The organism is Flavobacterium arsenatis (genome assembly GCF_031456785.1).
Lineage (GTDB): Bacteria > Bacteroidota > Bacteroidia > Flavobacteriales > Flavobacteriaceae > Flavobacterium > Flavobacterium arsenatis.
The window spans coordinates 14,547-39,843 of record NZ_JAVDVI010000013.1 but is presented as its reverse complement, the minus strand read 5'-3'; the positions used below and the strand labels follow the sequence as shown (position 1 = coordinate 39,843).

Annotated in this window: 23 protein-coding genes; 14 read left to right on the top strand and 9 right to left on the bottom strand. The window is 37.8% G+C overall.

All coding sequences use genetic code 11. From position 1 onward, the window contains the following. The first annotated feature begins 123 nt into the window (after nt 1-123). From J2X31_RS13810 to J2X31_RS13800, 3 genes are all read left to right on the top strand, one after another. Nucleotides 124-762, top strand: a complete 639-nt coding sequence (locus tag J2X31_RS13810; protein WP_310027413.1) for a peroxiredoxin — start codon at nt 124-126, stop codon at nt 760-762. A 46-nt stretch (nt 763-808) separates the two neighbouring features. Continuing rightward, nucleotides 809-2,221: an FAD-binding oxidoreductase gene (locus tag J2X31_RS13805; protein WP_310027412.1), complete on the top strand. Its 1,413-nt coding sequence runs from the start codon at nt 809-811 to the stop codon at nt 2,219-2,221. Between the two features lie 90 nt (nt 2,222-2,311). Continuing rightward, complete coding sequence (locus tag J2X31_RS13800) at nt 2,312-2,800, top strand: outer membrane beta-barrel protein (protein ID WP_310027411.1); 489 nt, start codon at nt 2,312-2,314, stop codon at nt 2,798-2,800. Nucleotides 2,801-3,165: 365 nt separating this feature from the next. Here the strand turns inward: J2X31_RS13800 and J2X31_RS13795 are convergent, their stop codons facing one another. Further along, nucleotides 3,166-3,711: a GNAT family N-acetyltransferase gene (locus J2X31_RS13795; RefSeq protein WP_310027409.1), complete on the bottom strand. Its 546-nt coding sequence runs from the start codon at nt 3,709-3,711 to the stop codon at nt 3,166-3,168. A gap of 155 nt (nt 3,712-3,866) precedes the next feature. Between J2X31_RS13795 and tgt the strand changes: the two genes are divergently transcribed. The 3 genes from tgt to J2X31_RS13780 all read left to right on the top strand — a co-directional run bounded on the left by tgt (nt 3,867) and on the right by J2X31_RS13780 (nt 7,031). Next, complete coding sequence (gene tgt, locus J2X31_RS13790) at nt 3,867-4,997, top strand: tRNA guanosine(34) transglycosylase Tgt (RefSeq protein ID WP_310027408.1); 1,131 nt, start codon at nt 3,867-3,869, stop codon at nt 4,995-4,997. Between the two features lie 74 nt (nt 4,998-5,071). After that, nucleotides 5,072-6,157 (top strand): LptF/LptG family permease, encoded by a 1,086-nt coding sequence (locus J2X31_RS13785; RefSeq protein WP_310027407.1) that lies wholly within the window; start codon nt 5,072-5,074, stop codon nt 6,155-6,157. Beyond that, the gene (locus J2X31_RS13780) at nt 6,144-7,031 is read left to right on the top strand and encodes a DMT family transporter (RefSeq protein ID WP_310027406.1); all 888 of its coding nucleotides are present in this window, start codon (nt 6,144-6,146) and stop codon (nt 7,029-7,031) included. The genes J2X31_RS13785 and J2X31_RS13780 overlap by 14 nt, the downstream gene beginning before the upstream one ends. 5 nt (nt 7,032-7,036) lie before the next feature. On the opposite strand, the gene J2X31_RS13775 is transcribed toward J2X31_RS13780, so the two are convergent. Continuing rightward, complete coding sequence (locus J2X31_RS13775) at nt 7,037-7,168, bottom strand: hypothetical protein (RefSeq protein ID WP_310027404.1); 132 nt, start codon at nt 7,166-7,168, stop codon at nt 7,037-7,039. Nucleotides 7,169-7,404: 236 nt separating this feature from the next. On the opposite strand from J2X31_RS13775, the gene J2X31_RS13770 reads away from it, so the two are divergent. The 3 genes from J2X31_RS13770 (at nt 7,405) to J2X31_RS13760 (ending at nt 11,990) form a co-directional block, all read left to right on the top strand. Continuing rightward, the gene (locus J2X31_RS13770) at nt 7,405-8,358 is read left to right on the top strand and encodes an acetyl-CoA carboxylase carboxyltransferase subunit alpha (protein ID WP_310027403.1); all 954 of its coding nucleotides are present in this window, start codon (nt 7,405-7,407) and stop codon (nt 8,356-8,358) included. Nucleotides 8,359-8,500: 142 nt separating this feature from the next. Next, nucleotides 8,501-11,077, top strand: coding sequence for a replicative DNA helicase (gene dnaB / locus J2X31_RS13765; RefSeq protein ID WP_310027402.1), 2,577 nt, complete (start codon nt 8,501-8,503; stop codon nt 11,075-11,077). Nucleotides 11,078-11,087: 10 nt separating this feature from the next. Continuing rightward, nucleotides 11,088-11,990, top strand: a complete 903-nt coding sequence (locus tag J2X31_RS13760; RefSeq protein WP_310027401.1) for a tetratricopeptide repeat protein — start codon at nt 11,088-11,090, stop codon at nt 11,988-11,990. A 47-nt stretch (nt 11,991-12,037) separates the two neighbouring features. Here J2X31_RS13760 and J2X31_RS13755 read toward each other — a convergent pair whose 3' ends face one another. Next, nucleotides 12,038-13,231 (bottom strand): pyridoxal phosphate-dependent aminotransferase, encoded by a 1,194-nt coding sequence (locus J2X31_RS13755; RefSeq protein ID WP_310027400.1) that lies wholly within the window; start codon nt 13,229-13,231, stop codon nt 12,038-12,040. Nucleotides 13,232-13,348: 117 nt separating this feature from the next. Between J2X31_RS13755 and J2X31_RS13750 the strand changes: the two genes are divergently transcribed. From J2X31_RS13750 to J2X31_RS13730, 5 genes are all read left to right on the top strand, one after another. After that, on the top strand, nt 13,349-14,680 hold the full coding sequence (locus J2X31_RS13750) for an aspartyl protease family protein (RefSeq protein WP_310027399.1): 1,332 nt from the start codon (nt 13,349-13,351) through the stop codon (nt 14,678-14,680). Nucleotides 14,681-14,753: 73 nt separating this feature from the next. Continuing rightward, a complete protein-coding gene (locus J2X31_RS13745) occupies nt 14,754-15,932 on the top strand; it encodes an AIR synthase related protein (protein WP_310027398.1) in 1,179 nt (392 codons plus the stop codon). Nucleotides 15,933-15,950: 18 nt separating this feature from the next. Then, nucleotides 15,951-16,310 (top strand): hypothetical protein, encoded by a 360-nt coding sequence (locus J2X31_RS13740; RefSeq protein ID WP_310027396.1) that lies wholly within the window; start codon nt 15,951-15,953, stop codon nt 16,308-16,310. 20 nt (nt 16,311-16,330) lie between these two features. Beyond that, on the top strand, nt 16,331-16,924 hold the full coding sequence (locus J2X31_RS13735) for a GNAT family N-acetyltransferase (RefSeq protein WP_310027394.1): 594 nt from the start codon (nt 16,331-16,333) through the stop codon (nt 16,922-16,924). Between the two features lie 229 nt (nt 16,925-17,153). Continuing rightward, nucleotides 17,154-17,591, top strand: coding sequence for a hypothetical protein (locus J2X31_RS13730; RefSeq protein ID WP_310027393.1), 438 nt, complete (start codon nt 17,154-17,156; stop codon nt 17,589-17,591). A gap of 59 nt (nt 17,592-17,650) precedes the next feature. Here the strand turns inward: J2X31_RS13730 and J2X31_RS13725 are convergent, their stop codons facing one another. From J2X31_RS13725 to J2X31_RS13700, 6 genes are read right to left on the bottom strand one after another with little or no spacing between them, the layout of a single operon-like run. Then, nucleotides 17,651-18,940 (bottom strand): glycoside hydrolase 5 family protein, encoded by a 1,290-nt coding sequence (locus J2X31_RS13725; RefSeq protein WP_310027392.1) that lies wholly within the window; start codon nt 18,938-18,940, stop codon nt 17,651-17,653. Between the two features lie 2 nt (nt 18,941-18,942). Next, on the bottom strand, nt 18,943-20,172 hold the full coding sequence (locus J2X31_RS13720; protein WP_310027391.1) for a glycoside hydrolase family 26 protein: 1,230 nt from the start codon (nt 20,170-20,172) through the stop codon (nt 18,943-18,945). A 43-nt stretch (nt 20,173-20,215) separates the two neighbouring features. After that, complete coding sequence (locus J2X31_RS13715; protein WP_310027390.1) at nt 20,216-21,412, bottom strand: AGE family epimerase/isomerase; 1,197 nt, start codon at nt 21,410-21,412, stop codon at nt 20,216-20,218. Between the two features lie 10 nt (nt 21,413-21,422). Further along, nucleotides 21,423-22,613, bottom strand: coding sequence for a glycoside hydrolase family 130 protein (locus J2X31_RS13710; RefSeq protein ID WP_310027389.1), 1,191 nt, complete (start codon nt 22,611-22,613; stop codon nt 21,423-21,425). Nucleotides 22,614-22,636: 23 nt separating this feature from the next. Further along, on the bottom strand, nt 22,637-24,028 hold the full coding sequence (locus J2X31_RS13705; RefSeq protein WP_310027388.1) for an MFS transporter: 1,392 nt from the start codon (nt 24,026-24,028) through the stop codon (nt 22,637-22,639). A gap of 32 nt (nt 24,029-24,060) precedes the next feature. Further along, the gene (locus tag J2X31_RS13700) at nt 24,061-25,206 is read right to left on the bottom strand and encodes a glycoside hydrolase family 26 protein (protein ID WP_310027387.1); all 1,146 of its coding nucleotides are present in this window, start codon (nt 25,204-25,206) and stop codon (nt 24,061-24,063) included. Between the last annotated feature and the right edge of the window lie 91 nt (nt 25,207-25,297).

The window sequence follows — 25,297 nt, the reverse complement described above, 5'->3', positions numbered from 1 at the left end:
CCCAACTAAATCGTTTTCGTTGAAGATAATTCTGAATTTTAACGTAACGTTTTATTTTCGTTGTCATTATTTCAATAATTTTAGTGTTGGCAAAAGCCAATTTTAAAATAAAACAAGATAATTATGGCAACATTACGATTGGGCGACACCGCTCCCGATTTTACAGCACAAACCACACAAGGCGATATTAAGTTTCACGAATGGCTCGGTACTTCCTGGGGAATTCTGTTCTCTCATCCTGCAGATTTTACACCAGTTTGCACAACCGAATTAGGAACCGTCGCCAACTATTTCCCAGAATTCCAAAAAAGAGATACAAAGGTCATTGCTTTAAGTGTCGACGGACTGGAATCGCATCACCAATGGATAAAAGATATCAACGAAACGCAAAACACAACCGTAAATTTCCCGATAATTGCCGATGAAAATAAGGAAATTGCAACCTTGTATGATATGTTGCATCCAAATGCCAGCGACAAATTTACCGTTCGTTCTGTTTTTGTAATTGGTCCGGATAAAAAAGTAAAGCTAACCCTGACGTATCCCGCTTCAACCGGTAGAAATTTCGACGAACTTCTACGTGTAATCGACAGTTTGCAACTCACAGCCAATTACAGTGTAGCCACGCCAGCCAATTGGAAAGAAGGCGAAGATGTAGTCATTGCACCGTCCATCAAGGACGAAGATATTACAGCAAAATTCCCAAAAGGGCATACACCAATAAAACCTTACTTGAGAATGACGCCACAACCAAATAAATAGTATTTTTGAAAACCGAATCATCATTCGGATTTTGAAATTATTATTTATGAAAGAAGTTATACTATCACAGGAAATGATTGATCAACTCGAAAAAGTAGTGGGTCAATCATTTCTTTTTTTGGATCAAGCCACCCGAAATCATTACGGTCACGACGAAACGGAAGATTATGTTTTTCCACCATCGGTAGTCTTAAAACCGGGAACACCCGAAGAGATTTCGGAAATTCTAAAAATTGCCAACCAATACCAGATTCCCGTAACGCCAATAGGAGGAAGAACAGGTTTGAGCGGTGGTGCTTTGAGTATCCATAAAGGCATCGGACTTTCGATGGAACGCTTCAATAAGATTTTAAATATTGACGAAAAAAATCTGCAGGTTGTTGTAGAACCAGCCGTGATAACTCAGGTTTTAAGAGAGGCTGTTGCTGAAAAAGGCTTGTTTTATCCGCCCGACCCAAGTAGCCAAGGAAGTTGCTGGATAGGAGGAAACGTGGCCGAAAATTCAGGTGGAGCAAGGGCTGTTAAATATGGCGTTACCAAGGATTATGTCTTGAACCTCGAAGTGGTTTTGCCAACTGGAGAAATCATCTGGACAGGAGCCAATACTTTAAAAAACTCTACAGGATACAATCTCACCCAATTGATGGTGGGAAGCGAAGGAACTCTTGGCGTTATCACAAAAATTGTGATGAAGCTGTTGCCGAAAAATTCTCATAATATATTGATGCTGGTTCCTTTTTATAATTCGGGTCAGGCTTGCGAGGCGGTTTCTAAAATTTTCAGTGCCGGAATCACGCCAAGTGCATTGGAATTTATGGAACGCGATGCTATTGATTGGACATTGCGTTTTGTAGATGGTGTTAGTATTGCTATAAAAGATGAAGTGCAGGCTCACCTTTTAATAGAAGTCGATGGAAATTATCCCGACGTACTTTTTGCGGAAGCGGAAAAGATTACCGAAGTCCTCGAACAATTTGATATCGATGAAATCCTTTTTGCTGATACGGAAGACCAAAAGAATGCACTTTGGAAAATGCGTCGTGCCGTTGGCGAAGCCGTAAAATCAAACTCCATCTATAAGGAAGAAGATACGGTTGTTCCAAGATATGAACTGCCGAAATTATTGGAAGGAATCAAGACCATCGGCGATAAATACGGATTCAAATCGGTTTGCTACGGTCATGCCGGAGATGGAAACCTGCACGTAAACATCGTTAAAGGAACCATGTCAGACGATGATTGGAAGACCGAAATCCCGAAAGGGATTCGTGAAATTTTTGAATTGACGGTTGCCTTGAAAGGGACATTATCTGGCGAACACGGCATCGGATATGTTCAAAAGAATTATATGGATATTGCATTCAACAGAACCCAATTGCTTTTGATGAAAGGCATCAAGAACGTGTTTGATCCGAACGGGATTTTAAATCCGGGGAAGGTGTTACCGGATAACATTTAGGGTTAACCAAATAAAATACGACAAATGTCGTATTGTCTTAAAGTGCTTCTACTGATAATTTTACATCATTAATAACTAAAACAATTAATCATGAAAAAAGTATTACTAGGAGCATTTCTGTTGGCAGGAACTTTTTGTGCAACTGCTCAAGAAACAAAATTTGGTGTTAAGGCAGGGGTCGATTTTGCATCTGCAAAAGTAAAGTATGACCTTGGTCCTTTGGGTTCTGGAACGGCAACAAGTTCCGAAACGGGATTTTTTGTAGGTGGTTTTGCAACAATTGGCTTGTCTGAAAAGTTCGCCTTCCAACCGGAGGTTTTATATGTAGCCATTTCTGATTTGAATTTCATATCGGTTCCCGTATTGGCAAAATATTCGTTTGCTGAAAAATTTCACGCTTTGGCAGGACCAAGCTTCAATTATTTCTTGGATGCCGAGGAAGATGAGTTTAAATTGAATGTGGATTTTGGTGCTTCGTATGACATCACCGAGAATCTTGATGTTAACGCAAAATATTCTTTAGGATTTGGAGATGTGGCTGTAAACGGCGTTTTTGCAGGAGTGGGATATAAATTTTAATATTTGGGTTTAGTTTTAAGTTAGAAAACCATCTGCCTTGGTGGATGGTTTTTGTTTTATAGAAGCTTTAGTAGGTACTTTAGTGGTTCGATCACTAAGCTGTAAACACGAATTCCACAAATTTTCACGAAAAAAATTAGTGAAAATTTGTGGAATTCGTGTTGAATGAAGGGTGAAATTAATCCCTTTTAGGAGCATTTTTCTTGGCCCTCTTTTCCTCTTTTTTCTCTTTGGCCGTTTTTAGAGGTTCTTTCTTAACGGTTTTTTTCGCATCCTGACTCTTTGCCATAATTTTATATTTTTTTGAGGTTAGTTTTTATATTATGGAGTAAATATAAAAATATTATTCTTCTTTTTTGATTTAATTATCGATTTGTAATAGAATAAAGCAAGCATTCCCGAAGTCGCTCATCGTCCAAGAGCAAGGGATGGTTGAAGCTCTTTACCTTGGTCATACCTATTCTTTTCATAACCTCTTCCGATTTAATGTTGACGCTGGGTGTCGTGGCAATTATTTTTTCAAGATGTAGTTCTTCGAAGCCATATTTCAGGCAAGCCAAGGCTCCTTCTGTGGCATAGCCTTTTTTCCAGTGATTTTCAGACAGCCGCCAGCCAATATCTACGCAAGGCGTAAAATCCGACTCAAAATCTTTGTCTGATAATCCTATAAACCCTATGAACGCATCGCTTTCCAAAACATCAACTGCAAAATAGCAATAGTTTTGTTCTTCAAATTGCTGCTGCATCCTGTATATGAAACCTCGGGTTTGCTCGGCTGTTTGTACCGATGGAAAAAATTTCATCACGTTTGTGTTGCTGTTGATGTTTGCCATCTGCGGGATATCGTCTTCCATCCAGTTTCTAAAACCCAATCTTTCGGAAGTAAAAATGTAGTTTTTTGTAGTGTTCATGACTGTTTTTTTATCTGCGGAAGCGGCAAATTTAAAATATAAAAATCGATAATTTTTATCTAAATATTAATGTTAAATAAAATCCTAAATCCTGATTGATAAATCCTAAATAAATTATCTTTGCCGTCCCGAACAGTCGGGAGAAAAACGTTTTTATGAAGTTTGAATTATTAAAAAAAGACCCTCAATCGAAAGCCCGTGCAGGAAGTATCACTACCGATCACGGTGTAATTGAAACCCCGATATTTATGCCCGTTGGAACCGTAGCTTCTGTAAAAGGAGTGCACCAACGCGAATTGAAAGAAGAAATCAACCCGGATATCATCCTCGGAAATACCTACCATTTATACCTTCGTCCTCAAACCGAAATCTTGGAAAAGGCGGGAGGTTTGCATAAATTCATGAATTGGGACCGAAATATCCTGACCGACTCTGGAGGTTATCAGGTGTATTCCCTTTCGGCCAATAGGAAAATCAAGGAAGAGGGAGTGAAGTTCAAATCGCATATTGACGGTTCCTATCATTTCTTTACACCCGAAAATGTAATGGAAATCCAACGTACCATCGGAGCCGATATCATTATGGCTTTTGATGAATGCACGCCTTACCCTTGTGATTATCGTTATGCTCAACGTTCGATGCACATGACACACCGTTGGCTCGATCGTTGCATCAGCCATTTGGATAAATTACCGTTTAAATATGGCTATGAACAAACGTTTTTCCCAATAGTTCAAGGAAGTACTTATAAAGATTTACGCCGTCAATCGGCAGAATATATTGCCAATTCAGGTCAGCAAGGAAACGCAATCGGTGGACTTTCCGTTGGAGAACCAGCAGAAGAAATGTATGCCATGACCGAAGTGGTGTGTGAGATTTTGCCAGAAGACAAACCAAGATATTTGATGGGTGTTGGAACGCCAATCAATATTTTGGAAAACATCGCTCTCGGAATCGATATGTTCGATTGTGTGATGCCAACTAGAAACGCCCGAAACGGAATGCTTTTCACGGCACACGGAACCATCAACATCAAAAACAAGAAATGGGAAGCCGATTTTTCTCCGCTTGACGAAATGGGACATACTTTTGTAGATGTAGAATATACTAAAGCCTATTTGCGACACCTTTTCGCGGCCAATGAATATTTAGGAAAACAAATTGCTACGATTCATAATCTTGGGTTTTATATGTGGTTGGTTCGTGAAGCCAGAAAACACATCTTGGCAGGAGATTTCCGCCAATGGAAAGAAATGATGGTGAAGCAAATGGATAAAAGGTTGTAAAATTGTTTAAGGTTTAAGTTTTAAAATTTTCACGCAGAAAATCTAAAATCTAAAATCTAAAATCTAAACTGTAAATGAACATAATAGATAAATACATTCTAAAGCGTTACCTCTCTACTTTTGTGGTGATGTTGCTTTTGTTTATTCCGATTGGGATTGTTATTGACGTTTCCGAAAAGATCAACCGGATGTTGCAGAACAAGGTGCCTTTTGGAGAGATTGCGATGTACTATCTGGACTTTGTAATTTATTTTGCCAATTTATTATTCCCTATATTTTTATTTCTCTCCGTGATTTGGTTCACATCTAAATTAGCCAACAATACCGAGATTATTGCCATTTTGAGTTCTGGAATTTCCTTTATGAGGTTTTTAAGGCCTTATTTAATTGGAGCAACAATTGTTTCAATTTTTGCACTCTTGATGGGTTTCTTTATTGTGCCAAAAGCCAGCGAAGGATTTAATAGTTTTAGGTATAAATATCTTAAAGGAAATGGAGCCAATAAAATGCGTCAAACTGCAGATGTCTATCGTCAAGTGAACGACAGCACCTTTATATATGTACAAAATTTCAATACAAACAGCCAAACAGCCTTTAATTTCACCTTAGAACAATTCAATAAAGACAATACCCTCAACCAGAAGATTGTTGCCAACAGAATCAAGTGGAATGAAAAAGACAGCACCTACACGTTGTTTAATTACACCACTCGAAAAGTAGGTATAGACAGCGACATCATTCAGACTTTTCCAAAAAAGGATACCACTTTTACGTTTGAATTGGAAGATCTAACCCCAACGGTCTACGTTGCAGAAACCTTGACTTTAGGAGATTTAAACAATTTCATAGAAAAAGAAAGAGCAAGAGGCTCTGGCAATATCAATACCTATTTGGTGGTTTTATACAAGAAATACAGCATTCCAGTTTCAGCCTTTATCCTTACCATTATCGCCGTTGCGGTTTCGGCTATGAAGCGAAGAGGAGGAATGGGAATGAACCTTGCCATCGGAATCGGACTCGCATTTGCCTTTGTTTTCTTCGATAAAATATTTGGAGTAATGGCCGAAAAGTCAAGTATTCCTCCACTTTTAGCTGTTTGGATTCCCAATATTGCATTCGGAATTCTAGCCATTTATCTGCTCAGAAATGCAAGGAGATAACAACCTCAAAAGCTACCTCAATCTTCATTTAATCGTTTTCATCTGGGGATTCACCGCCGTTTTGGGCGAGCTCATCACCATCCGGGAAGCCTCCTTGGTTTGGTACAGAATGCTCTTGGCTACAGGTTTTCTTTTGGTCTATCTCCTCATCACCAAAAAGAAATTACTCCTGCCACCAAAAGCGATCATGAAGCTCGTTTTCGTAGGCTTTCTCATTGCCATTCACTGGATATTTTTCTTCAAGGCCATCAATATTTCCAACGTTTCCATCACCTTGGCCATGTTTTCCGTGGGAGCTTTTTTCGCCTCCGTCCTCGAACCATTGTTTTATAAACGCAAAATGCTTTGGTACGAAGTCTTATTCGGACTCATCATCATCGCCGGACTTTTCATAATAATGCAAGTAGAAATCAAATACCTCGACGGAATTCTAGCCGCTCTATTTTCGGTATTCGTTGGCGTTTTATTCACGCTTTTCAACGGAAAACTAATCCAGCAACACGATTCCACCATCATCACCTTGTATGAGTTTTTTGCAGGTTTCCTCTTCGTTTCGGTTTACCTTCTTTTCGACGGAAAATTCACACCTGCCTTTTTTGAAGTTTCCACAAACGATTGGCTCCTCATCCTGCTTTTATCCTCGGTTTGCACGGCTTATGCCTTCACAGCATCGGTAAATGTCATGAAAAGACTTTCGCCCTACACCGTAATGCTCACCACTAATCTCGAACCCGTTTACGGCATTATTTTGGCCTATTTCATCATCGGCGAAGACGAAAAAATGAGCGTCCCGTTCTACATCGGTTCGGCAATTATCCTATTGACAGTCATCCTTAACGGCATCATCAAAAACAAATACAAAGCGAAAGAGTAGTTTTTTTAAGGAGCTATTCCCGCTTTCCATTCCAATCTTGCCCTTGAAAATGTTTTTTTCCAAGCCACAAAAGGAGCTTCCGTTGGTCGCTCTTTTCTGTCAGGAAAAAATACATTTTCAAGAGCAAGGATTTCCATTTCAAACACGAAGTGTTCATCGAACTCCTTTAAAAAACAAATAAAAACTTTGTGAGGTAATCGGGGCTATTCCCCGACTTTGTCTATAAAAACCTACGATATAATTGAATTCATCATCAAAACAAATACAACAAAAAACACAAACATTAACGCCATAAAAACAAAAAAAATCTTTCGTTCACGATATTAAATTTTATCTTTGTAGTCCGAACAAAATTAAAAAACGCACAAACCCTATGGAATATTTAGATTTTGAGCTTCCCATAAAAGAACTTGAAGACCAGTTAGACAAATGTCAGATCATCGGTCAGGAATCAAACGTAGATGTAACCAACACCTGCAAGCAAATCGAGAAAAAGCTAGAAGAAACCAAACGTAAAATATATAAAAACCTAACCGCTTGGCAACGTGTTCAGCTTTCACGCCATCCAAACCGTCCTTATACAATGGACCACGTTAGAGCTCTTTGTGGACAAACATTCCTAGAACTTTTTGGCGACAGAAACTTCAAAGACGACAAGGCTATGATTGGCGGATTAGGAAAAATAGGAGGACAATCCTTCATGATTGTAGGCCAACAAAAAGGATACAACACCAAGACACGTCAGTTCCGTAATTTCGGAATGGCAAACCCAGAAGGATATAGAAAAGCTTTACGTTTGATGAAAATGGCAGAGAAATTCAATATCCCAGTCGTAACCTTCATCGATACTCCGGGAGCCTATCCAGGATTGGAAGCCGAAGAAAGAGGACAAGGAGAAGCCATTGCCAGAAATATCATGGAAATGTGCCGTTTGAAAGTGCCGATCATCTGTGTGATCGTTGGTGAAGGAGCTTCAGGTGGAGCATTAGGAATTGGTGTTGGCGACAAAGTTTTGATGATGGAAAACACTTGGTACTCGGTAATTTCACCAGAATCTTGTTCATCCATCCTTTGGAAAAGCTGGGAATACAAAGAACAAGCAGCCGAAGCCTTGAAACTGACTTCGACTGATATGAAGAAACAAAAATTGGTTGACGATATTATTCCGGAACCACTTGGTGGGGCTCATTACGACAGGGAAACAACCTTCAAAACGGTTGAGCAATATATTACCAAAGCTTATAATGAGCTGAAAGATTTATCAACAGAAGAATTAGTGTTCCAAAGAATGGATAAATACAGCAAGATGGGCGAATTTAAAGAGTAAATCTTACAAAATTATCATTGTAACGCCTCGTCAACAACGGGGCGTTTTTTTTGAGTTATCAACACAAATCACACACTTATAAACATCCACTGGCTAACAACTAGAGGTTTACTCCTCTTTTAAATTTAGCTACATTCGCACTATGGAAAATCTCAGAAATATAAACCCAATCAAAGTAGATAAAACTACCATCATCAATCTTGAAAAAGGAAAACTTCCGCCACAGGCTTTAGACCTTGAGGAGGCAGTTCTTGGTGCAATGATGATTGATAAAAAAGGGGTTGACGAGGTTATCGATATCCTACAGCCCGACGCGTTTTATAAAGACGCCCACAAGCATATTTTTGAAGCTATCGTGCAGTTGTTCACAGATACACAGCCTATTGACTTGTTAACAGTTTCAGCACAGCTAAAAAAGAATGCAAAACTAGATTTGGCGGGAGGCGATTTCTATCTGATTCAACTGACTCAGAAAATCTCTTCTTCGGCCCATATTGAGTTCCATTCAAGGATTATTTTGCAGAAATTCATCCAACGAAGCTTGATTAAAATTTCATCTGAAATCATTGAAGAATCCTACGATGAAACGACCGACGTTTTTGATTTGCTGGACAAAGCCGAATCTAAATTATACGAAGTAACACAAGGAAACATCAAACGTAGTTCCGAAACGGCTCAAAGTTTGGTGATCCAAGCCAAGAAAAGAATCGAGGAAATTGCAGGAAAAGAAGGTTTGAGTGGAATTGCCACTGGTTTTGAGAAACTTGACAAGGTAACTTCTGGATGGCAACCAAGTGATTTGATTATTATTGCGGCTAGGCCCGGGATGGGCAAATGTTTAGGAAAAGGAACAAATGTTTTGATGTTTGACGGTTCTCTTAAAAAAGTAGAAGATATCACCACAAATGATTTGTTGATGGGAGATGATTCTACTCCAAGAAAAGTTCTCTCAATAGCAAGAGGTCGCGAAAAAATGTATTGGATTCATCAAAACAAAGGAATTTCATACAGGGTTAATGAAAGTCATATCTTATCATTAAAAAGAAGCAGAAATGAAGGTTCTCATAAAAAAGGCGATGTTTTAAATATTAATGTAAAGGAGTATTTAGAAAAATCAGATAAATTTAAATCCAATTATAAAGGATATAAAGTAGCTGTTGAATTTGATAGCAAAGAACTTCCTTTAGAACCTTATTACTTGGGACTTTGGCTTGGCGATGGTCATTCATACAGTCAAAGAATTACAAATATTGATGAAGAAATCATTCATTATTTAAACGATTATGCAACACGTTTAGAAAGCGAATTGGTAGTTTATGAACAAGAAAACAAAACAAACGGTTTTTCAATTATAAATAGAAATAAATTTACTTCAGAAGAATTTAATACATGTATTCAATCAGAATTAAGAAGTTTGAATCTATTGCAAAACAAACATATTCCGAATCAATATCTAATAAATTCTACTGAAAATAGATTGCAATTATTGGCAGGAATTATTGATTCTGATGGATATTATACAGATGAATTTAATTGCTTCGAGATTGTTCAAAAAAATGAAAAGCTGTTAAATCAAATTAAATTCCTTTGTGATAGTCTCGGTTTTAGAACATCTGTAAGAAAGAAAAAAACGACTATAAAATCAACAGGTTTTGAGGGAGAGGCTTTCCGTTTGAGAATATTCGGAAATTTGAATAGTATTCCAACAAAAATAGAGCGAAAAAAAGCCAGAGAACGAATAGCGAAAGCCGATTGGAAAGTTACTGGAATTAAAGTCGAGCCTGATAAAGAGGATGATTATTATGGTTTCGAAATAGACGGTAATAGATTATTTCTGTTAGAAGATATGACGGTTACCCATAATACAGCTTTCGTACTTTCGATGGCTCGAAACATTGCCATAGATTTTGGTCATCCGGTAGCTTTATTTTCGCTGGAGATGTCTTCCGTTCAGCTGATTACTCGTTTGATTTCATCGGAAACAGGTTTGTCTTCGGAGAAATTGAGAACTGGAAAATTAGAAAAACATGAATGGGAACAGCTAAGCATCAAGGTAAAAAATCTTGAAAAAGCACCATTATATATTGATGATACACCATCGTTATCCATTTTCGATTTAAGGGCAAAAGCACGTCGTCTTTCGTCCCAACACGGAATCAAGATGATTATTGTCGATTACCTTCAATTGATGACAGCCGGTGGAAACGGAAAAGGAGGAGGAAACCGTGAACAGGAAATTTCCACCATTTCCCGAAACTTGAAGGCTTTGGCAAAAGAACTTGGCGTTCCGGTTATTGCACTTTCGCAATTGTCTCGTGCGGTTGAAACCCGTGGATCGAGCAAAAGACCTTTGCTGTCGGATCTTCGTGAATCGGGAGCGATTGAGCAGGATGCCGATATCGTTTCGTTTATCTACCGTCCTGAATATTACAAAATTGATGAGTGGGATGATGATGAACATTCGCCAACCGAAGGTCAGGCCGAATTTATCATCGCCAAACACAGGAATGGTAGTTTGGAGAACATCCGTCTGAAATTTATCGGAAATCTTGGTAAATTCGACAACCTTGAAAATTATGGAGAAGGTTATGACGATTTGCCATCCAAAATGAATCTTGACGATAATCCATTTATCACACCAAAAAATCTTCCTTCAGCAAACGAAGCTTTCGGAAGCAATTTGAATAATTTTGATGATGATAGTGATGTTCCTTTTTAAAATTATTTGAATGAAAAAACTATTAGTAATCATTGGTATTTTATTTTCATTAAACGTATTTGCATGTTTAAATGGAGAAACAAAGGTTTTAACTAATGGTTTGGCTTTATATGAAGATTATGAGGGAATAATTCCTAGAGGTCATGAATTTTTTACTATTGAATTTGATAAGGTATTCAAGCAATTGGACAGCCTTTACAACAAAACTAAAAAGATAGAATATTTATCGGATAAAGGCTATGTCCTAGTAATTCAAGGAAAATATCAAGAAGCATTAAACTTGTATTTAGATATTGAGAAGACTCATCCTAATAGATATTCTACCGCTTCAAATCTTGGAACTATTTATGAACTTTTGGGTGATAATACAAATGCTCTAAAATGGATTAAAAAATCAGTTGCTATAAGTCCAGATTCTCACAACGGCTCTGAATGGTTGCATATTAAAATTCTAGAAGCAAAGATTAATCCCAATACTATTTCAAGTGAGTTTTTTACTAAAACAAGCTTTGGAAATTTTGATATGCCTGTTTCAGAGTTAAGTGCTAATCAAACTGAAAAATTAATCAAATCCATCTATTATCAGCTCAATGAAAGGATGAGTTTTATAAAGTCTGAAGATTCAATAATTGGACTTCTGCTTTTTGAACTAGGAAACCTTGCAATGTTGGAATCAAACTTTAAGGATGCAAATGAAATTTTCAAGATTGCAAAAGATTATGGATATGAATCAAGCTTGCTAGAAAAGCGGATTAGTTTTACAAACGGGTTTTTGTTTGCTAAGGCAATTAATTATACAACTCCAAACAATTATATAGAGGTAATTAATTATGAAAAAACAGCTTTGTTAATTCTATCAATTTTAATAGCGTTGATTGGACTTTATTTCTTGATTAAAAAGTTAAAAGCATAAAAAAACCTTCAAATCACTTTGAAGGTTTCTCTTTTTAATAGATATTCTTATTTCGAATTATAAGCAGAAATCGCCTCTTTCAAGATTTCAACACTGCGAATCAAGTCTTCCTTTTTAAGAACATAAGCAATTCTAACTTCATTCAAGCCCACACCAGGAGTAGAGTAGAATCCTGCAGCTGGAGCAACCATAACAGTTTCGCCGTTCAAGTCATACGACTCCAAAAGCCATTGTGCAAATTTGTCGGCATTGTCAATTGGCAATTGTGCAATACAATAGAAAGCACCTTTAGGATTGGCCACTTTTACACCTTCGATCTTGTTCAATTCTGCAATCAAAGTATCACGGCGGTCTCTGTATTCCGTGATCACTTCGTCGAAATAGCTTTGCGGCGTTTCAAGTGCAGCTTCGCTTGCGATTTGAGCAAATGTTGGCGGACTCAATCTCGCTTGGGCAAATTTCATTGCAGTTGCCATCACTTCCTTGTTTTTTGAAACGATGCATCCAATTCTTGCACCACACATGCTGTAGCGTTTGGAAACCGAATCAATCATAATGGCGTTTTCTTCAATTCCAGGAATGTTCATTACAGAATAATGGATGTCGCCATCATACGTAAATTCGCGATACACTTCATCGGCAATCAAAAACAAATCGTGTTTCTTTACCAATTCTGCCAATTGCATCATTTCTTCCTTAGAATACAGATATCCTGTTGGATTTCCTGGATTGCATATTAGAATTGCCTTGGTTTTTGGTGAGATCAGTTTCTCAAAATCAGCAATTGGAGGCAAAGCAAAACCTGTTTCGATGGTAGAAATTACAGGAACCACTTTCACTCCAGAAGCAGTAGAAAATCCGTTGTAATTGGCATAAAATGGTTCTGGAATAATGATTTCGTCATCTGTATCCATCGTGCTTCCCATAGCAAAAAGCAACGCTTCAGATCCACCAGTTGTGATGATGATATCGGCAACATCAATTGGAAGTCCGTGGTTGATGTAATATTGTGACAATTTTGTTCTATAGCTTTCGAATCCAGCAGAATGACTGTATTCCAATACTTTGATGTCAACGTTCTTGATAGCATTCATAGCCACTTCCGGCGTCTTGATATCCGGCTGACCAATGTTCAAATGATAGACCTTATGGCCTTTTTTCTTTGCAATTTCTGAATACGGAACCAATTTTCTGATTGGCGATTCCGGCATCTGTTTTCCCTTATTTGAAATTTTTGGCATGATTGAATTTTTAGTGGTGCAAATTTGCAATTTTTTTTATTGAGTGCCAATTCTTTATCTTGATAAATTATCAATTTATTGGTGTTTATTTTTTATTTTTATTAAAAATTATTGCAAATGAAATTTTTAACTCAACTATTGTGTTTTTTACTTTGCAGTCCATTACTTTTTGGGCAAGGCGGTTTTCAATTTACCACTCATCATAAAAAAGTAAGCATCCCTTTTCAATTGATCAATAATCTGATGATAGTTCCTGTGATGGTAAATGGAGTGGAGCTCAATTTTCTGTTGGATACGGGAGTCGAAGAAACAATCCTGTTTAGTTTGGAAGATAAAGAAGAGGTGAAGCTTTTTAACATCCAAAAGATAAAATTAAGAGGGCTGGGCGATCAATCTTCGACTGAAGCATTGAGGTCTTCTCGGAACACCTTGACACTTTCCGGCTTAAAATCAATGAATCACGAGATACTTATCGTGCTCGATCAAGATTTTAATTTTTCCTCCAGTCTTGGTATTCCTGTTAATGGCATTTTAGGCTCGCATTTCTTCAAAAAAAATCTGATAGAAATTGATTATAACAAGAAGATAATAGTAGTTTATAATGAAAATAAAATCAATAAAGAAAAGCTCTTTTCAAAATATAAAGCATTTGATATTACCATAGAAAATGGCAAACCCTATCTTAAAACTTTTGCAACAATTGATGAAAATGTTATTGAGGCAAAATGTCTCATCGATACAGGAAACAGTGATCCGGTCTGGCTTTTTGAAAACAAATCGAGGAATATTAATATTCCCGATAAAAACTTTGAAGATTTTTTAGGACGAGGGTTTAACGGCGATATTCATGGAAAGAGAGCTAGGATTGAAGAATTTGCAATTGGGGAATTTGAATTTAAAAAACCAATTTGCTCGTTCCCCGATTCGGTTGCCCTTAAAAATGTAAGAATGATTAAAGATAGGTCAGGCTCTGTTGGAGGGGAACTGCTCAACCGTTTCAAAGTTATTTTCGATTATCAAAAGGGAAAATTGTACCTCAGGAAAGGACACGATTATAACCGTCCGTTTTCCTATAATGTAACGGGAATCAACATTCATCATATTGGTTTGCAATGGGTTCCCGAAACTGAAATTTTTAGGACTGAATTGAGTATGAGTTCAAATGATGTTGTATATGATCAAGGAAGGAGGACATCGGAGTTCAAATATAATTTCAAATTAAAACCTGTTTATGAAATTTACAGTATCAGGAAGAATTCCTTGGCCGAAAAAGCGGGATTGCTAGAAGGAGATGTTATTGTTTCAATCAACAGCAAATCGGCCTACAGGTTGTCTTTGCAGGAAATGAATATTTTGTTGAAATCTGATTTGGGCAAATATGTTTCAATCAAGGTAAACCGAAACAATCAGGAACTTTCCTTCCGATTCAGGTTGGAGGAATTGCTCTGACATATTGAACATTACACTTGGCAGGCTTTTTTTTTATGTTTACATTTGCCGACACAACTACACAACACAATTTATGAGTTCTGATACCAGCAAAAGATATGCACTTCGTGGTGTTTCTGCTTCAAAAGAAGACGTTCACAACGCCATCAAAAACATTGATAAAGGTTTATTTCCTAAAGCTTTCTGCAAGATTGTTCCCGATTATCTAACCAACGATGAAGATTTCTGCATCATTATGCATGCCGATGGAGCCGGAACAAAATCGTCATTGGCGTATATGTACTGGAAAGAAACCGGCGATATTTCGGTGTGGAAAGGGATTTCGCAAGATGCCTTAATCATGAACATCGATGACTTGTTATGTGTTGGTGCAACCGATAATATCTTGCTTTCATCAACTATTGGAAGAAATAAAAATTTAATTCCATCCGAAGTTATTTCGGCTATCATCAATGGAACCGAGGAATTAATTAGCGAATTAAAAACCTTTGGTGTAACGATCCATTCAACAGGTGGCGAAACGGCCGATGTTGGTGATGTAGTTAGAACCATAATAGTAGATTCAACCGTTACGGCTAGAATGAAACGCAGTGATGTGGTGGATAACGCCAATATTCAAGATGGAGATGTGATTGTGGGCCTGGCTTCTTTTGGTCAGGCAACTTATGAAAAAAGCTATAACGGAGGAATGGGAAGCAACGGTTTGACCTCTGCACGTCATGATGTTTTTGAGAAATACCTTGCTACCAAATATCCAGAAAGTTTTGATTCGGCTGTTCCTGAAGATTTAATTTATTCTGGCCAAGTGAAATTGACGGATGCTGTTGAAGGTTCTCCGATTGATGCTGGAAAATTGGTGCTTTCGCCAACCAGAACCTATGCTCCAATCATTAAAAAGATTTTAGATAAATATACCCCAAAAGACATTCACGGAATGGTGCATTGCAGTGGTGGAGCCCAAACAAAGGTGCTTCATTTTGTTGATAATGTGCATGTAATTAAGGATAATTTATTTCCTATTCCGCCGCTTTTTAAATTGATCCAAGAGCAATCTAAAACCGATTGGAAAGAGATGTACCAAGTGTTCAATTGTGGTCACAGAATGGAATTGTATGTTCCAGAAAACATTGCCCAAGATATTATCGAAATTTCAAAATCATTTAATGTTGATGCACAGATTGTAGGTAGAGTAGAAGCTTCCGAGTCGAAGAAACTGACAATTGAAAGTGAGTTTGGCGTTTTTGAATATTAATTTCTAAACCTAAAGTTTATGTACGAATTACTTTTTTGGAAATACGAAGACGGTGTTTATTTGAACCATCAGGAAGTATATGAAGCTTTGGATGAAGATCAGGTGGTTGAAGGTTTGGAGAAACTTCCAACGGAGGTTATTTTGAACAGAATCAATTCGGTATTTTCAAAATGGGAACGTGTGGATGAAAACAGTTGGAAAAATAACGATGGTCCGGGTGCATTTTGCGTAAAGACTACTCCAAATAGCGTAAAGATTGAATGTTATGGAACTCAAGGTTCTGCAATGGACAAGCTCGTGGATATTATGGACGAATATAAATGTCCGTTGTATGATCCGCAAGTTCCTGAACGTTATGATGAAATGAGCGAGAAGTAATTATTTTTTATTGCTAGAAAATGGACGCTATTTTATCTGATGACCTTACCCTTGAAGATGATTTTGTTTTACTTCGACCATTAGTGGAAATTGATATCGAAAACTTACTACATTTTTCCATCAACGAACCTGACCTTTGGTTGTATTCGTTGGTTCGTGCAAATGGAAAAGAAAACCTCGAAAATTACATACAGATTACCTTGAAGGCGAAAGCGAACAAGACCGAATTTCCGTTTATCGTCTTTGATAAAATTAGTGGAAAATATGCAGGAAGCACTCGCTTTTATGACATCAATCTTCCTTTTAAAACGTTGCAATTAGGCTATACTTGGTATGGAAAAGAATTTCAAGGAACCAAGCTGAACAAGCATTGCAAATATCTTTTGCTGGAATTTGCCTTCGAAAAATTGCAGATGGAACGTGTGGAATTTCGTGCCGACAACAACAACCAACGTAGCATTAATGCGATGAAGAGCATTGGTTGCAAGGTGGATGGGATTTTGAGAAACAATATGCCAACGGCGGAGGGTTTGAGAAGAGACAGCATTGTTTTGAGTATCTTGAAAGAAGAGTGGTTTGAAAGTGTAAAAGAAAACTTGAAAGCAAAACTTTAGGTTCCTGTTGGAAATGTTTCCAAAATGCGATTTGATTTCCCCATAGCCCTGACTGGAGGGAAAATCCTTTTGTTTTTTTCTTTAAAAAACAAAAAGACCTGTCTGCCGACAGGCAGGTTTGGAAGGAAGGCAGGAACATGGATTCCTTTATAACCAAGCTCCCGAAGCTTCGGGATTGCTCCTAATTATAAGACTGAAAAGTGTAACTTTGCGGAAATAAATATACAAGATGAAAATAAATCTGAAAAACGGGATTGATAAGTTGCTTTTCGGGATGAAGCAAAATGATGTGATTGCTCTATATGGCAAGCCAACGAAGCAATATAAGGACGAGGATGAGAATGTGGTGTTTTTGTTTAATGAACCAAAACTGCGTCTGACATTTTATATGGAGGAGGATTTCAAACTGGGATACATCATTGGTTCGGATGCTGATTTGGAGGTTTTGGAAACCAAGGTGATGGGAAGAGAAATTGCCGATGTAAAGAAGGATTTGGTTGCCAAAGGCTTGACAAAATGGACAGAGGAGGAGTTTGACACTTTTGAGAATTCATTCAATGAAGACAATTGGATGATCCTGCAGTCGGAATTTGGGCATGTAGTGAAGGTTGAAGTTGGTGCAATCATCAATGACAAGGATGAGTTTGATTGGAAATTCAAGAAGTAGCTTACATAAAAAACTCCCGAAGCGATTCGGGAGTTTGAATTTTATGTCCGATTTGTAAATTATCGAAGCTGATTGTTGAATTCTTTTATTAATTTCAAAGTGCTCTTGTCTTCAGAGAAAACAGTATTCAATCCTTGTGGTTCCTGAGGAGGATCGGCTGTGAAAGCGTCGCCTGCATTCCATTTCCCGGTTTTGTTGACGGCTTTTCCTTCGCCACCAAATCCCCAGAAGTTCAATCCAGCCAAGGCTTCTTTGTTTTTATGGCTTTGTAGAACGCGTTTGAACAATGATTCATAAAAAACATTACGGCTTTCGACTGATGCTTCAGGAAAAAGACCTTCGTGTGTTCTTGGCAATCCAAATTCCTCAATAACGATTGGTCGGTTCATGTTTTTTGCAACAGCAATATGTTCGTCAATGTATTTTTCTGCATTTATCAAGGCAACTTGTAAAGTGCTTTTTTCCTCTTCGGCCTTGAACCATCCCCAGTTTTTTGGCCAGATGTGCATCGTTAAATAATCGATATTTTTATTCTGATGAGTTCTTTCAAAAGTGTCTAAATCATCATTTGAACCTGCTTTTCCTTCTGAACCTGTCGAGATCAAGTGGTTTTTATCTAAAGAATCAATCAAATCGACAACATTATTTAGCCAATTTGTAAAGGATTTTTCATTTTCTCTTGTAAAAACCCTAGGTTCGTTGGCTACTTGCCAAGACATAATCGCTGTATCTTCGGTGTATTTTTTGTTTGTGTATGCATTTTTTCTACCCAAAATGAATTTGATGTGTTTTTCAAAACCAATCATGCAAGGCTCACACTCGTGGAATTTACTCGTGTATTCCATAAATTGAGGCCAAGTATTGCCATTTAAATTTGGATTTGGGATTTTACCACGACCGTTCCATTCCAAATATTGCGACATACCGCCTGACCATTCCCAGTTGTTGTTCAGGTATAGAACGGCATGGATATTTCTTTTTCCCATTTCTGACATAAAGAAATCTAGTCCGTCCAGCAATGCTTCGTCGTATTTTCCTTGTTCGGTTTGTAGGGCAGGGGTAACGGTATAATCATAGGTTCCACCTTCGGCACCAACTAAAACCCTCAAGTTGTCGATTCCATTTTCTTTCATCAAATCTAGTTCACGAAGAAGCCTTTTTCGATCGCCATATTTTTCAGAACCCAACAAGGCTCCATACCAATAGTTGGCTCCAACGTAGGAGTAAGGTTTTCCGTCCTTGATGAATTGTGTTCCTTTGACAGTAATGAACGATTGTTTTTGAGCATTGCAAGAAATCATAGACAAACAAAAAATAACTACTAGCAGTGTTGATATTGTATTCTTCATATTTATTGAGGTAATTGATACATATTTGGTAAAGTATTGATCAGCGTTGCTTTGGGTTTAGCTACAAAGCTAGTAAAATCTGAAGCATTTGAAGCCGATGTTGTCGGAACATAATAGCCGTCGTTGTTGTTGTTCCAAAACATTACAAAGGCAATTTCCACCTCATTTGCCGTAAGTGCGGTATATAAATGATTGGAAAACCATCCTGTTATAGGCGAATTAGATGCCATTACCCGATAGCCGGTTTCCGTCAAGGCTGCAATTTTGACTTTGCTTTTTGCCAAATCAGAAACAATTTTAAGTTTTGTATTGGCTCTATCAGCTCCTGCCTGACCTTGATTGTCGAAATCGCCATAGTTGTCCATCCCGATTACATCTACATACTCATCACCTGGATAACGGCTCAAGAAAGCAGCCGAAGTGGTATACGAATTATCAGGAGCAAAAGAATATAGAATGTTGTGGATTCCTTTCGTGTTCTTTAAATAATCGACTGTAAATCGGAATACTGTTTTGTATTCGTCAGGCGAACAAAAAGTAGCTCCCCACCAAAACCAGCTTCCGTCAAATTCGTGAAAAGGGCGAAAGATGACGGGAATAAGTTTTCCGTTATTGTCTTTTAAATTGCCAATTACATCAGCAACTTTATCTAATTTTGATTTAAACCACTGATGGTTTTCACCACCAGGCAAGATACTTTTAAAGCCAGTTGCTTTTTCATCAGCCGTCATATCGGCGGCATAAAAAGTTTCCTCGTGATTGGGTTCTCTCAAATGCCAAGAAAAAATGTTGATCATGCCTTTACTATAGGCTTCCTTTACATCATCGGTAATGATAATCTCCTGTTGATAAAACCAGTTGCTGGCTTCTCCATTATTATTTTTATCGGTGATGAACATAAAGTCGGAACCCAAAAGGGCAGGGTCGTGGCTGGTAGTTTTTTTAATATCTGAATCGCCAGAAATATTATTATAAAAACTGTTGAATGCATCCTGTTGTCCGATTGCAAACTTAATCTTCGACATTTTTTTAAGGTTGTAGAAAAGAGCCACCGTTTCGGCAGTTGCGTTTTTATCTACCATAAAAGTGGTTACATTATCTTTGGTGAGAACATCTTCTTCAACAGGATTTGTTATAGGTCCAGTATTTGTTTTTGTGTCATCACTTGAAGAACAACTTGCAATCAGTAAGATAAGACAAATCATCCCAATATTTAAATAGGTTTTTTTCATAGTGTTTTAGATTTTATTTGTATTCGGAAATGAATACAAAAAACTAATCGGCAATCCTTTTCATGACTTCCATGCAGGCCCTTCCGTTGTGGTAGGGACATTTCCAGAAACCGGCAAAATCCTTTTCAATTCTTGAATAATCGGCATTCACTCCCCAAAACCATTCGCCATTTTCGTGGTCGATAATGTGTTTTTTAGTGAACTCCCAGTTTTCAATAGCCGTGTCGAGATAGGTTTCATCTCCAGTTATTTGCCAGGCATTTACAAATCCAATAAGCAATTCAGCTTGAGGCCACCAATGTTTTTCGGCTATCATTTCGTTGGTATGTGGGTCGAATTCATACCATAGACCGCCATCATTATCAAGACCTTCTCTAGTAACGTCAGTCATTTGGATGGCATGTTGCTTATATTTTTCAATCAGATTTTCATCTTTAGTACTTTCAGCACATTGCAACAGCAACCAAGCCGCTTCAATATCATGACCATAAGAAATAACATCTGGTTTTTCAATCCAATTCTCATCAAAAAACAATCTTAAATGTCCAGTTTCGGTATTGATGAAGTGCTTGTCGATGGTTTCCAATAATTCAACGATGGTTTTGCGTAACGTTTCATCTTTCCAAACCATGTAAAGATTGGCATAGGCTTCCACGATGTGCAAATGGGTGTTCATTGTCTTCTTTTCATTGGCATCTTTATCACTGAGGCGTAAATCTTCAATGGGTTGCCAATCTCTTGTAAAAGCTTCAAAATAACCTTTGTTTATTGGGTCAAAACTAAATTCTTCTATTTTTCTATAAAGATTTATAGCAATTTCTAATGCTTTTTCGTCTTTAGAAATAGCGAAATATTCCGTCATTCCATAAATAACAAAGGCAATGGCATAGATTTGATTTTTAGTGTCTTTGGGAGAACCGTCGGCATTCAAACTCCAAAAGATGCCACCGTTTTCCTTGTCATAAAAATAATCTGCCAAATAATTAAAAGCCCTTTTGGCCGTATTGAATATTTCTTGATGATCTTCTATCTGATAAGCTGCAGAAAAGGTCCAAAGGATTCGTGCATTCAACACAGCACCTTTTTCAGATTCGTAATTTTTTTGATTATTGAAATCAATCTGGCCAATGAATCCGCCTCGTTTTAAATCATAGGAAAAATTCATCCAATAACACAAGATGTTGTGGAGTTCGCCCTTGATTTCTTTTTTGAATAAAATTGCTTTGATTGGCGTTGACATATTTTAACTATTAAAGTTGCTTATTGTTATCTACTTGTTTGATGATTGTATTTACAGAACCAGCAGAAGTAAAGGTGTCCTGTGGAGCATTCATCACATAATCAATCAATTTTTCTACAGAAGAAACCGCCACATGCATTCTAGTATCAGAAGAAGCATAATAAATGAAAACCGTTCCGTCTTCATCTTCAATCCATCCGTTTGTAAACAATACATTTGAAACATCGCCAACTCTTTCCTCATTTTCTGGAGCCAAAAAGTGTCCAGCAGGAACGTGTGTCACTTTAGAAATATCATGCAAATCCGTCATAAACATGTAGCAGGTGTAGCGCAATCCTGCAGCCGTGTTTCGAACTCCGTGGGCCAAATGCAACCAACCTTTTTCGGTTTTGATTGGAGCTGGACCAAGTCCGTTTTTCAATTCATAAATGGTGTGATATACTTTTCCGAAGATGATTTTTTCCTCATTTACAACGGGATTGTTCATGTTATCAATGTAACCAAGACCAATTCCTCCGCCATTTCCGACATCGATAAACCCATCTTGAGGACGCGTGTAAAGTGCATATTTTCCATCAACAAATTCAGGATGCAAAACTACATTTCTTTGTTGTCCTGTATTGGAGATCAAATCAGGCAATCTTTCCCAATTGATCAAATCTTTTGTTCTCACGATTCCTGCATTGGCAATAGCCGAACTTGTATCGCCTTTTGGTGCTTTGGGATCTTTTCTTTCGGTACAGAAAATACCGTAGATCCAGCCGTCTTCGTGCTGCACCAAACGCATGTCGTAAACGTTGGTATCAGGTTCTTCTGTTTGCGGAATCAGACAGGGCTTTTCCCAGAATTTGAAATTGTCAACTCCGTTTGGGCTTTCTGCAATAGCAAAAAATGATTTCCTGTCGACACCTTCCACACGAACGGCAAGGATGTATTTTCCGTTCCATTTCATCGCACCAGCATTGAAAGCGGCGTTGATAGCGATTCTTTCCTGAAGAAACGGATTTGTTTTTTCATTAAAATCAAAACGCCATTCCAGCGGAGTATGAGCGGCCGTCACAACCGGATTGATGTAACGGTTGTAGATTCCGTTTCCAGCTACAGGTTTTGGTTCATTTTTTTGCTCAATCAAAAGTTGGTGTTCTTTCTCAAGTGCATTTTTTCTTTCTTGAAATACTGTTGTCATTTGTATTGTCGTCATAAAGCGTAAGTTCTAATCGGGTATTAATTTGTTAAGTTTCTTTTATTTTCGAGGTCTTGTTCAATGGTTTGTAGTTTTTCTTCCGTCAACGGATAAAAAAGTATGAATACTACGGAAACTACCGCTGCAATGGCTGGAAGTATGCTCAGCATCATAGTAATTCCGTTTTGGGTAACAGCATTTTGTTCGATATTGGCTTGGAAACCATAATAGCCCAAAAGCCATCCCGTTGCAGCACCACCGATTGTCCATCCTAATTTTTGCGACATGGATGAAGCAGAAAACACCAATCCAGTTGCTCTTCGGCCTTGTTTCCACTCCGAATAATCAGCACTATCGGCATACATCGACCAGATTAACGGGAAGATACATCCTGCACAAATACTGATTAATACTTGGAAAAGCATAATCAAAAGCACATCTTCTTTTCCGAAGAAATAGAAAATAACACTCAAGATTGCCGCCATTGCCATAGCTCCAAAAAAAGTTTTCTTTTTACCAATTCTGTTGGCAATTGGAGTGGCGATGATTACTCCGATGATATTTGCCGCCTGACCCAAAACTAAATAAATAGAAGTTGGCGTCATGGCAAAATTTTCTCCAAAAAGGTCGAAGCTGTAGTTTGCAGCACTGCTCACGTAATATTTAAAATAGTAAACAGCAGCACCGTCACGGATGGAATTGAAAATCAAGGCACCAACTCCAGCACCAAGTAAAATCCACCACGGTTTATTTTTCCAGAGGTCATTCAAGTCTTCCTTCAAGTTTGATTCTTCATCAGCAATTGGTTTTACCCGTTCTTTCGTAAGCCAGAAACATCCCCAGAAAAAGGCTGTTGTGATAATTCCGAAGACGATTATCGTATAGAACCATCCTTCTTTTGAATTTAGGTTTCCGCCGAAATATAAAACCAGAGGCTCCAACAACCACAAGGCTAGCAAGCTTCCGCCAAAGGCAAAAACCATACGGTAGGAGGAAAGTGTGGTTCTTTCTTTCCTGTCGGATGACATAACGCCAAGTAAAGAAGCATAAGGAACGTTGATTAATGAATACACCATCATCATCAAGGAATAGGTGATATAGGCATAGATGATTTTTCCTTTTTCATCAAAATCAGGTGTATAGAACGTCATGATTCCGATTACGGCAAATGGAATGGCAACCCAGAACAAATAAGGTCTGAATTTTCCCCACTTGGTTCGTGTTCTGTCGGCAATAATTCCAACAATCGGGTCAAAGCATGAATCCCAAATTCGGGTGATCAAAAACATAGTTCCTACAACGGCTGGAGCCAATCCGAATACATCGGTATAGAAAAACATCAGGTACATACTGAATATTTTCCAAAACATTGAGGAAGCGGCATCTCCCAGTCCGTAGCCTGCTTTTTCTTTCCAGCTGATTTTGTCTTGCATGCGTTTATTTTTTTGTTAAGGTTGGTTTTGGTTTATTTTTTATACAGTTTTTCCTTTGCTATATCTTTTTCAAAAAGGATTTTATCGAGATTGTAAAAGTCTAAAAAATCTTTTGAAGTTGGATGATCTTTATAGGGAGCATAATAGTGCATTTTTTGTTCCTTTTCCTGCCAACCGTGGTTTCTCCATAAAAGCACATAGGAAATTTTATAGCCGCCCATCGCTTTCATTAAGGTGTCTGTCCACCATTTTGAGTAGGGAATTTGCTCGTATCCTGTTTCGGCGAAAGCCATCATCTTGTTTTGCTCTTTCGCAACCTGATCCATAATGCCGAATTGTCTTTGGCAATTTTCTACAAATGAATTGCTGGTTTGAGGATCGTCGTATTGGTATTTGTCGAAGCTTAAGACATCTGCATAATCGCTTCCCGGATAATATTCTAAAAATTCTTCCCTTGATTTAAAATCGGCAGTATTGTAAACATAAATCAAATTATGCACTCCTTTTTCTTGAAAATAATTCAGGGTAAATTTCCATAAAGTTGTAAATTCTTGAGGTGTTCCGTTGTTTTTGCACCACCAGAACCAGTTTCCTGTAAGTTCATGATACGGACGATAAAGGATTGGAATTGCCTTTCCTTTTTCGTCTTTTAACGAAAGCAAGAAAGTAACCGCTTCGTCCAGCCAAAGTTTGTATTTTTCATGACTGACACCACCTGGCAAAGCCGAAGCTATAGATTTTGGAGTGATGTCCCAGGAATCCTTGTCGTTCAGAGGATTATTTATGTGCCAGCTGATGGTATTGATACCGCCACGTTTGTGGACTTCCTTGATGTACAGTTGCATTTTTTCAAACGGAACGCCGTCGATGTTTTTTGGAGATTTTTTTTCCAATCCGCCAATATCCCAACCGTAAACTGCGGGAAAATCGCCTGCGACATCTTTCACATCACTTCTTCCATCTTCGTATTTCCAATTCACACCATAAGCCAAATCGTCCTGATGACCAAACATGATTCCCTTGTTGGTTAATTTTATCAGGTTCTGGTATAGGATTTTGGTTTCGGGTGTTGCATTTTTATCAGCAAGCTTTACTTCTTTTTGATGAATCTGTGCTTTTGATGAACACGAAACGCCAATCGAGGCATATATACAAAGGAAAAGAATAAATTTCTGCATGAAGTTGTTTTTTGATTTTGAAGCTAAATTACTGTTTAAAAGGCAGTTTTGAATCAAATATTAATAAAGAAAAAAGGAATATTTTTCTATT

Bases quoted from the DNA above. Each gene is read 5' to 3' on its own strand.
- J2X31_RS13810 (WP_310027413.1), top strand. From the start codon at position 124: ATGGCAACATTACGATTGGGCGACACCGCTCCCGATTTTACAGCACAA.
- J2X31_RS13805 (WP_310027412.1), top strand. From the start codon at position 809: ATGAAAGAAGTTATACTATCACAGGAAATGATTGATCAACTCGAAAAA.
- J2X31_RS13800 (WP_310027411.1), top strand. From the start codon at position 2,312: ATGAAAAAAGTATTACTAGGAGCATTTCTGTTGGCAGGAACTTTTTGT.
- J2X31_RS13795 (WP_310027409.1), bottom strand. From the start codon at position 3,711: ATGAACACTACAAAAAACTACATTTTTACTTCCGAAAGATTGGGTTTT.
- tgt (WP_310027408.1), top strand. From the start codon at position 3,867: ATGAAGTTTGAATTATTAAAAAAAGACCCTCAATCGAAAGCCCGTGCA.
- J2X31_RS13785 (WP_310027407.1), top strand. From the start codon at position 5,072: ATGAACATAATAGATAAATACATTCTAAAGCGTTACCTCTCTACTTTT.
- J2X31_RS13780 (WP_310027406.1), top strand. From the start codon at position 6,144: ATGCAAGGAGATAACAACCTCAAAAGCTACCTCAATCTTCATTTAATC.
- J2X31_RS13775 (WP_310027404.1), bottom strand. From the start codon at position 7,168: ATGGAAATCCTTGCTCTTGAAAATGTATTTTTTCCTGACAGAAAAGAG.
- J2X31_RS13770 (WP_310027403.1), top strand. From the start codon at position 7,405: ATGGAATATTTAGATTTTGAGCTTCCCATAAAAGAACTTGAAGACCAG.
- dnaB (WP_310027402.1), top strand. From the start codon at position 8,501: ATGGAAAATCTCAGAAATATAAACCCAATCAAAGTAGATAAAACTACC.
- J2X31_RS13760 (WP_310027401.1), top strand. From the start codon at position 11,088: ATGAAAAAACTATTAGTAATCATTGGTATTTTATTTTCATTAAACGTA.
- J2X31_RS13755 (WP_310027400.1), bottom strand. From the start codon at position 13,231: ATGCCAAAAATTTCAAATAAGGGAAAACAGATGCCGGAATCGCCAATC.
- J2X31_RS13750 (WP_310027399.1), top strand. From the start codon at position 13,349: ATGAAATTTTTAACTCAACTATTGTGTTTTTTACTTTGCAGTCCATTA.
- J2X31_RS13745 (WP_310027398.1), top strand. From the start codon at position 14,754: ATGAGTTCTGATACCAGCAAAAGATATGCACTTCGTGGTGTTTCTGCT.
- J2X31_RS13740 (WP_310027396.1), top strand. From the start codon at position 15,951: ATGTACGAATTACTTTTTTGGAAATACGAAGACGGTGTTTATTTGAAC.
- J2X31_RS13735 (WP_310027394.1), top strand. From the start codon at position 16,331: ATGGACGCTATTTTATCTGATGACCTTACCCTTGAAGATGATTTTGTT.
- J2X31_RS13730 (WP_310027393.1), top strand. From the start codon at position 17,154: ATGAAAATAAATCTGAAAAACGGGATTGATAAGTTGCTTTTCGGGATG.
- J2X31_RS13725 (WP_310027392.1), bottom strand. From the start codon at position 18,940: ATGAAGAATACAATATCAACACTGCTAGTAGTTATTTTTTGTTTGTCT.
- J2X31_RS13720 (WP_310027391.1), bottom strand. From the start codon at position 20,172: ATGAAAAAAACCTATTTAAATATTGGGATGATTTGTCTTATCTTACTG.
- J2X31_RS13715 (WP_310027390.1), bottom strand. From the start codon at position 21,412: ATGTCAACGCCAATCAAAGCAATTTTATTCAAAAAAGAAATCAAGGGC.
- J2X31_RS13710 (WP_310027389.1), bottom strand. From the start codon at position 22,613: ATGACGACAATACAAATGACAACAGTATTTCAAGAAAGAAAAAATGCA.
- J2X31_RS13705 (WP_310027388.1), bottom strand. From the start codon at position 24,028: ATGCAAGACAAAATCAGCTGGAAAGAAAAAGCAGGCTACGGACTGGGA.
- J2X31_RS13700 (WP_310027387.1), bottom strand. From the start codon at position 25,206: ATGCAGAAATTTATTCTTTTCCTTTGTATATATGCCTCGATTGGCGTT.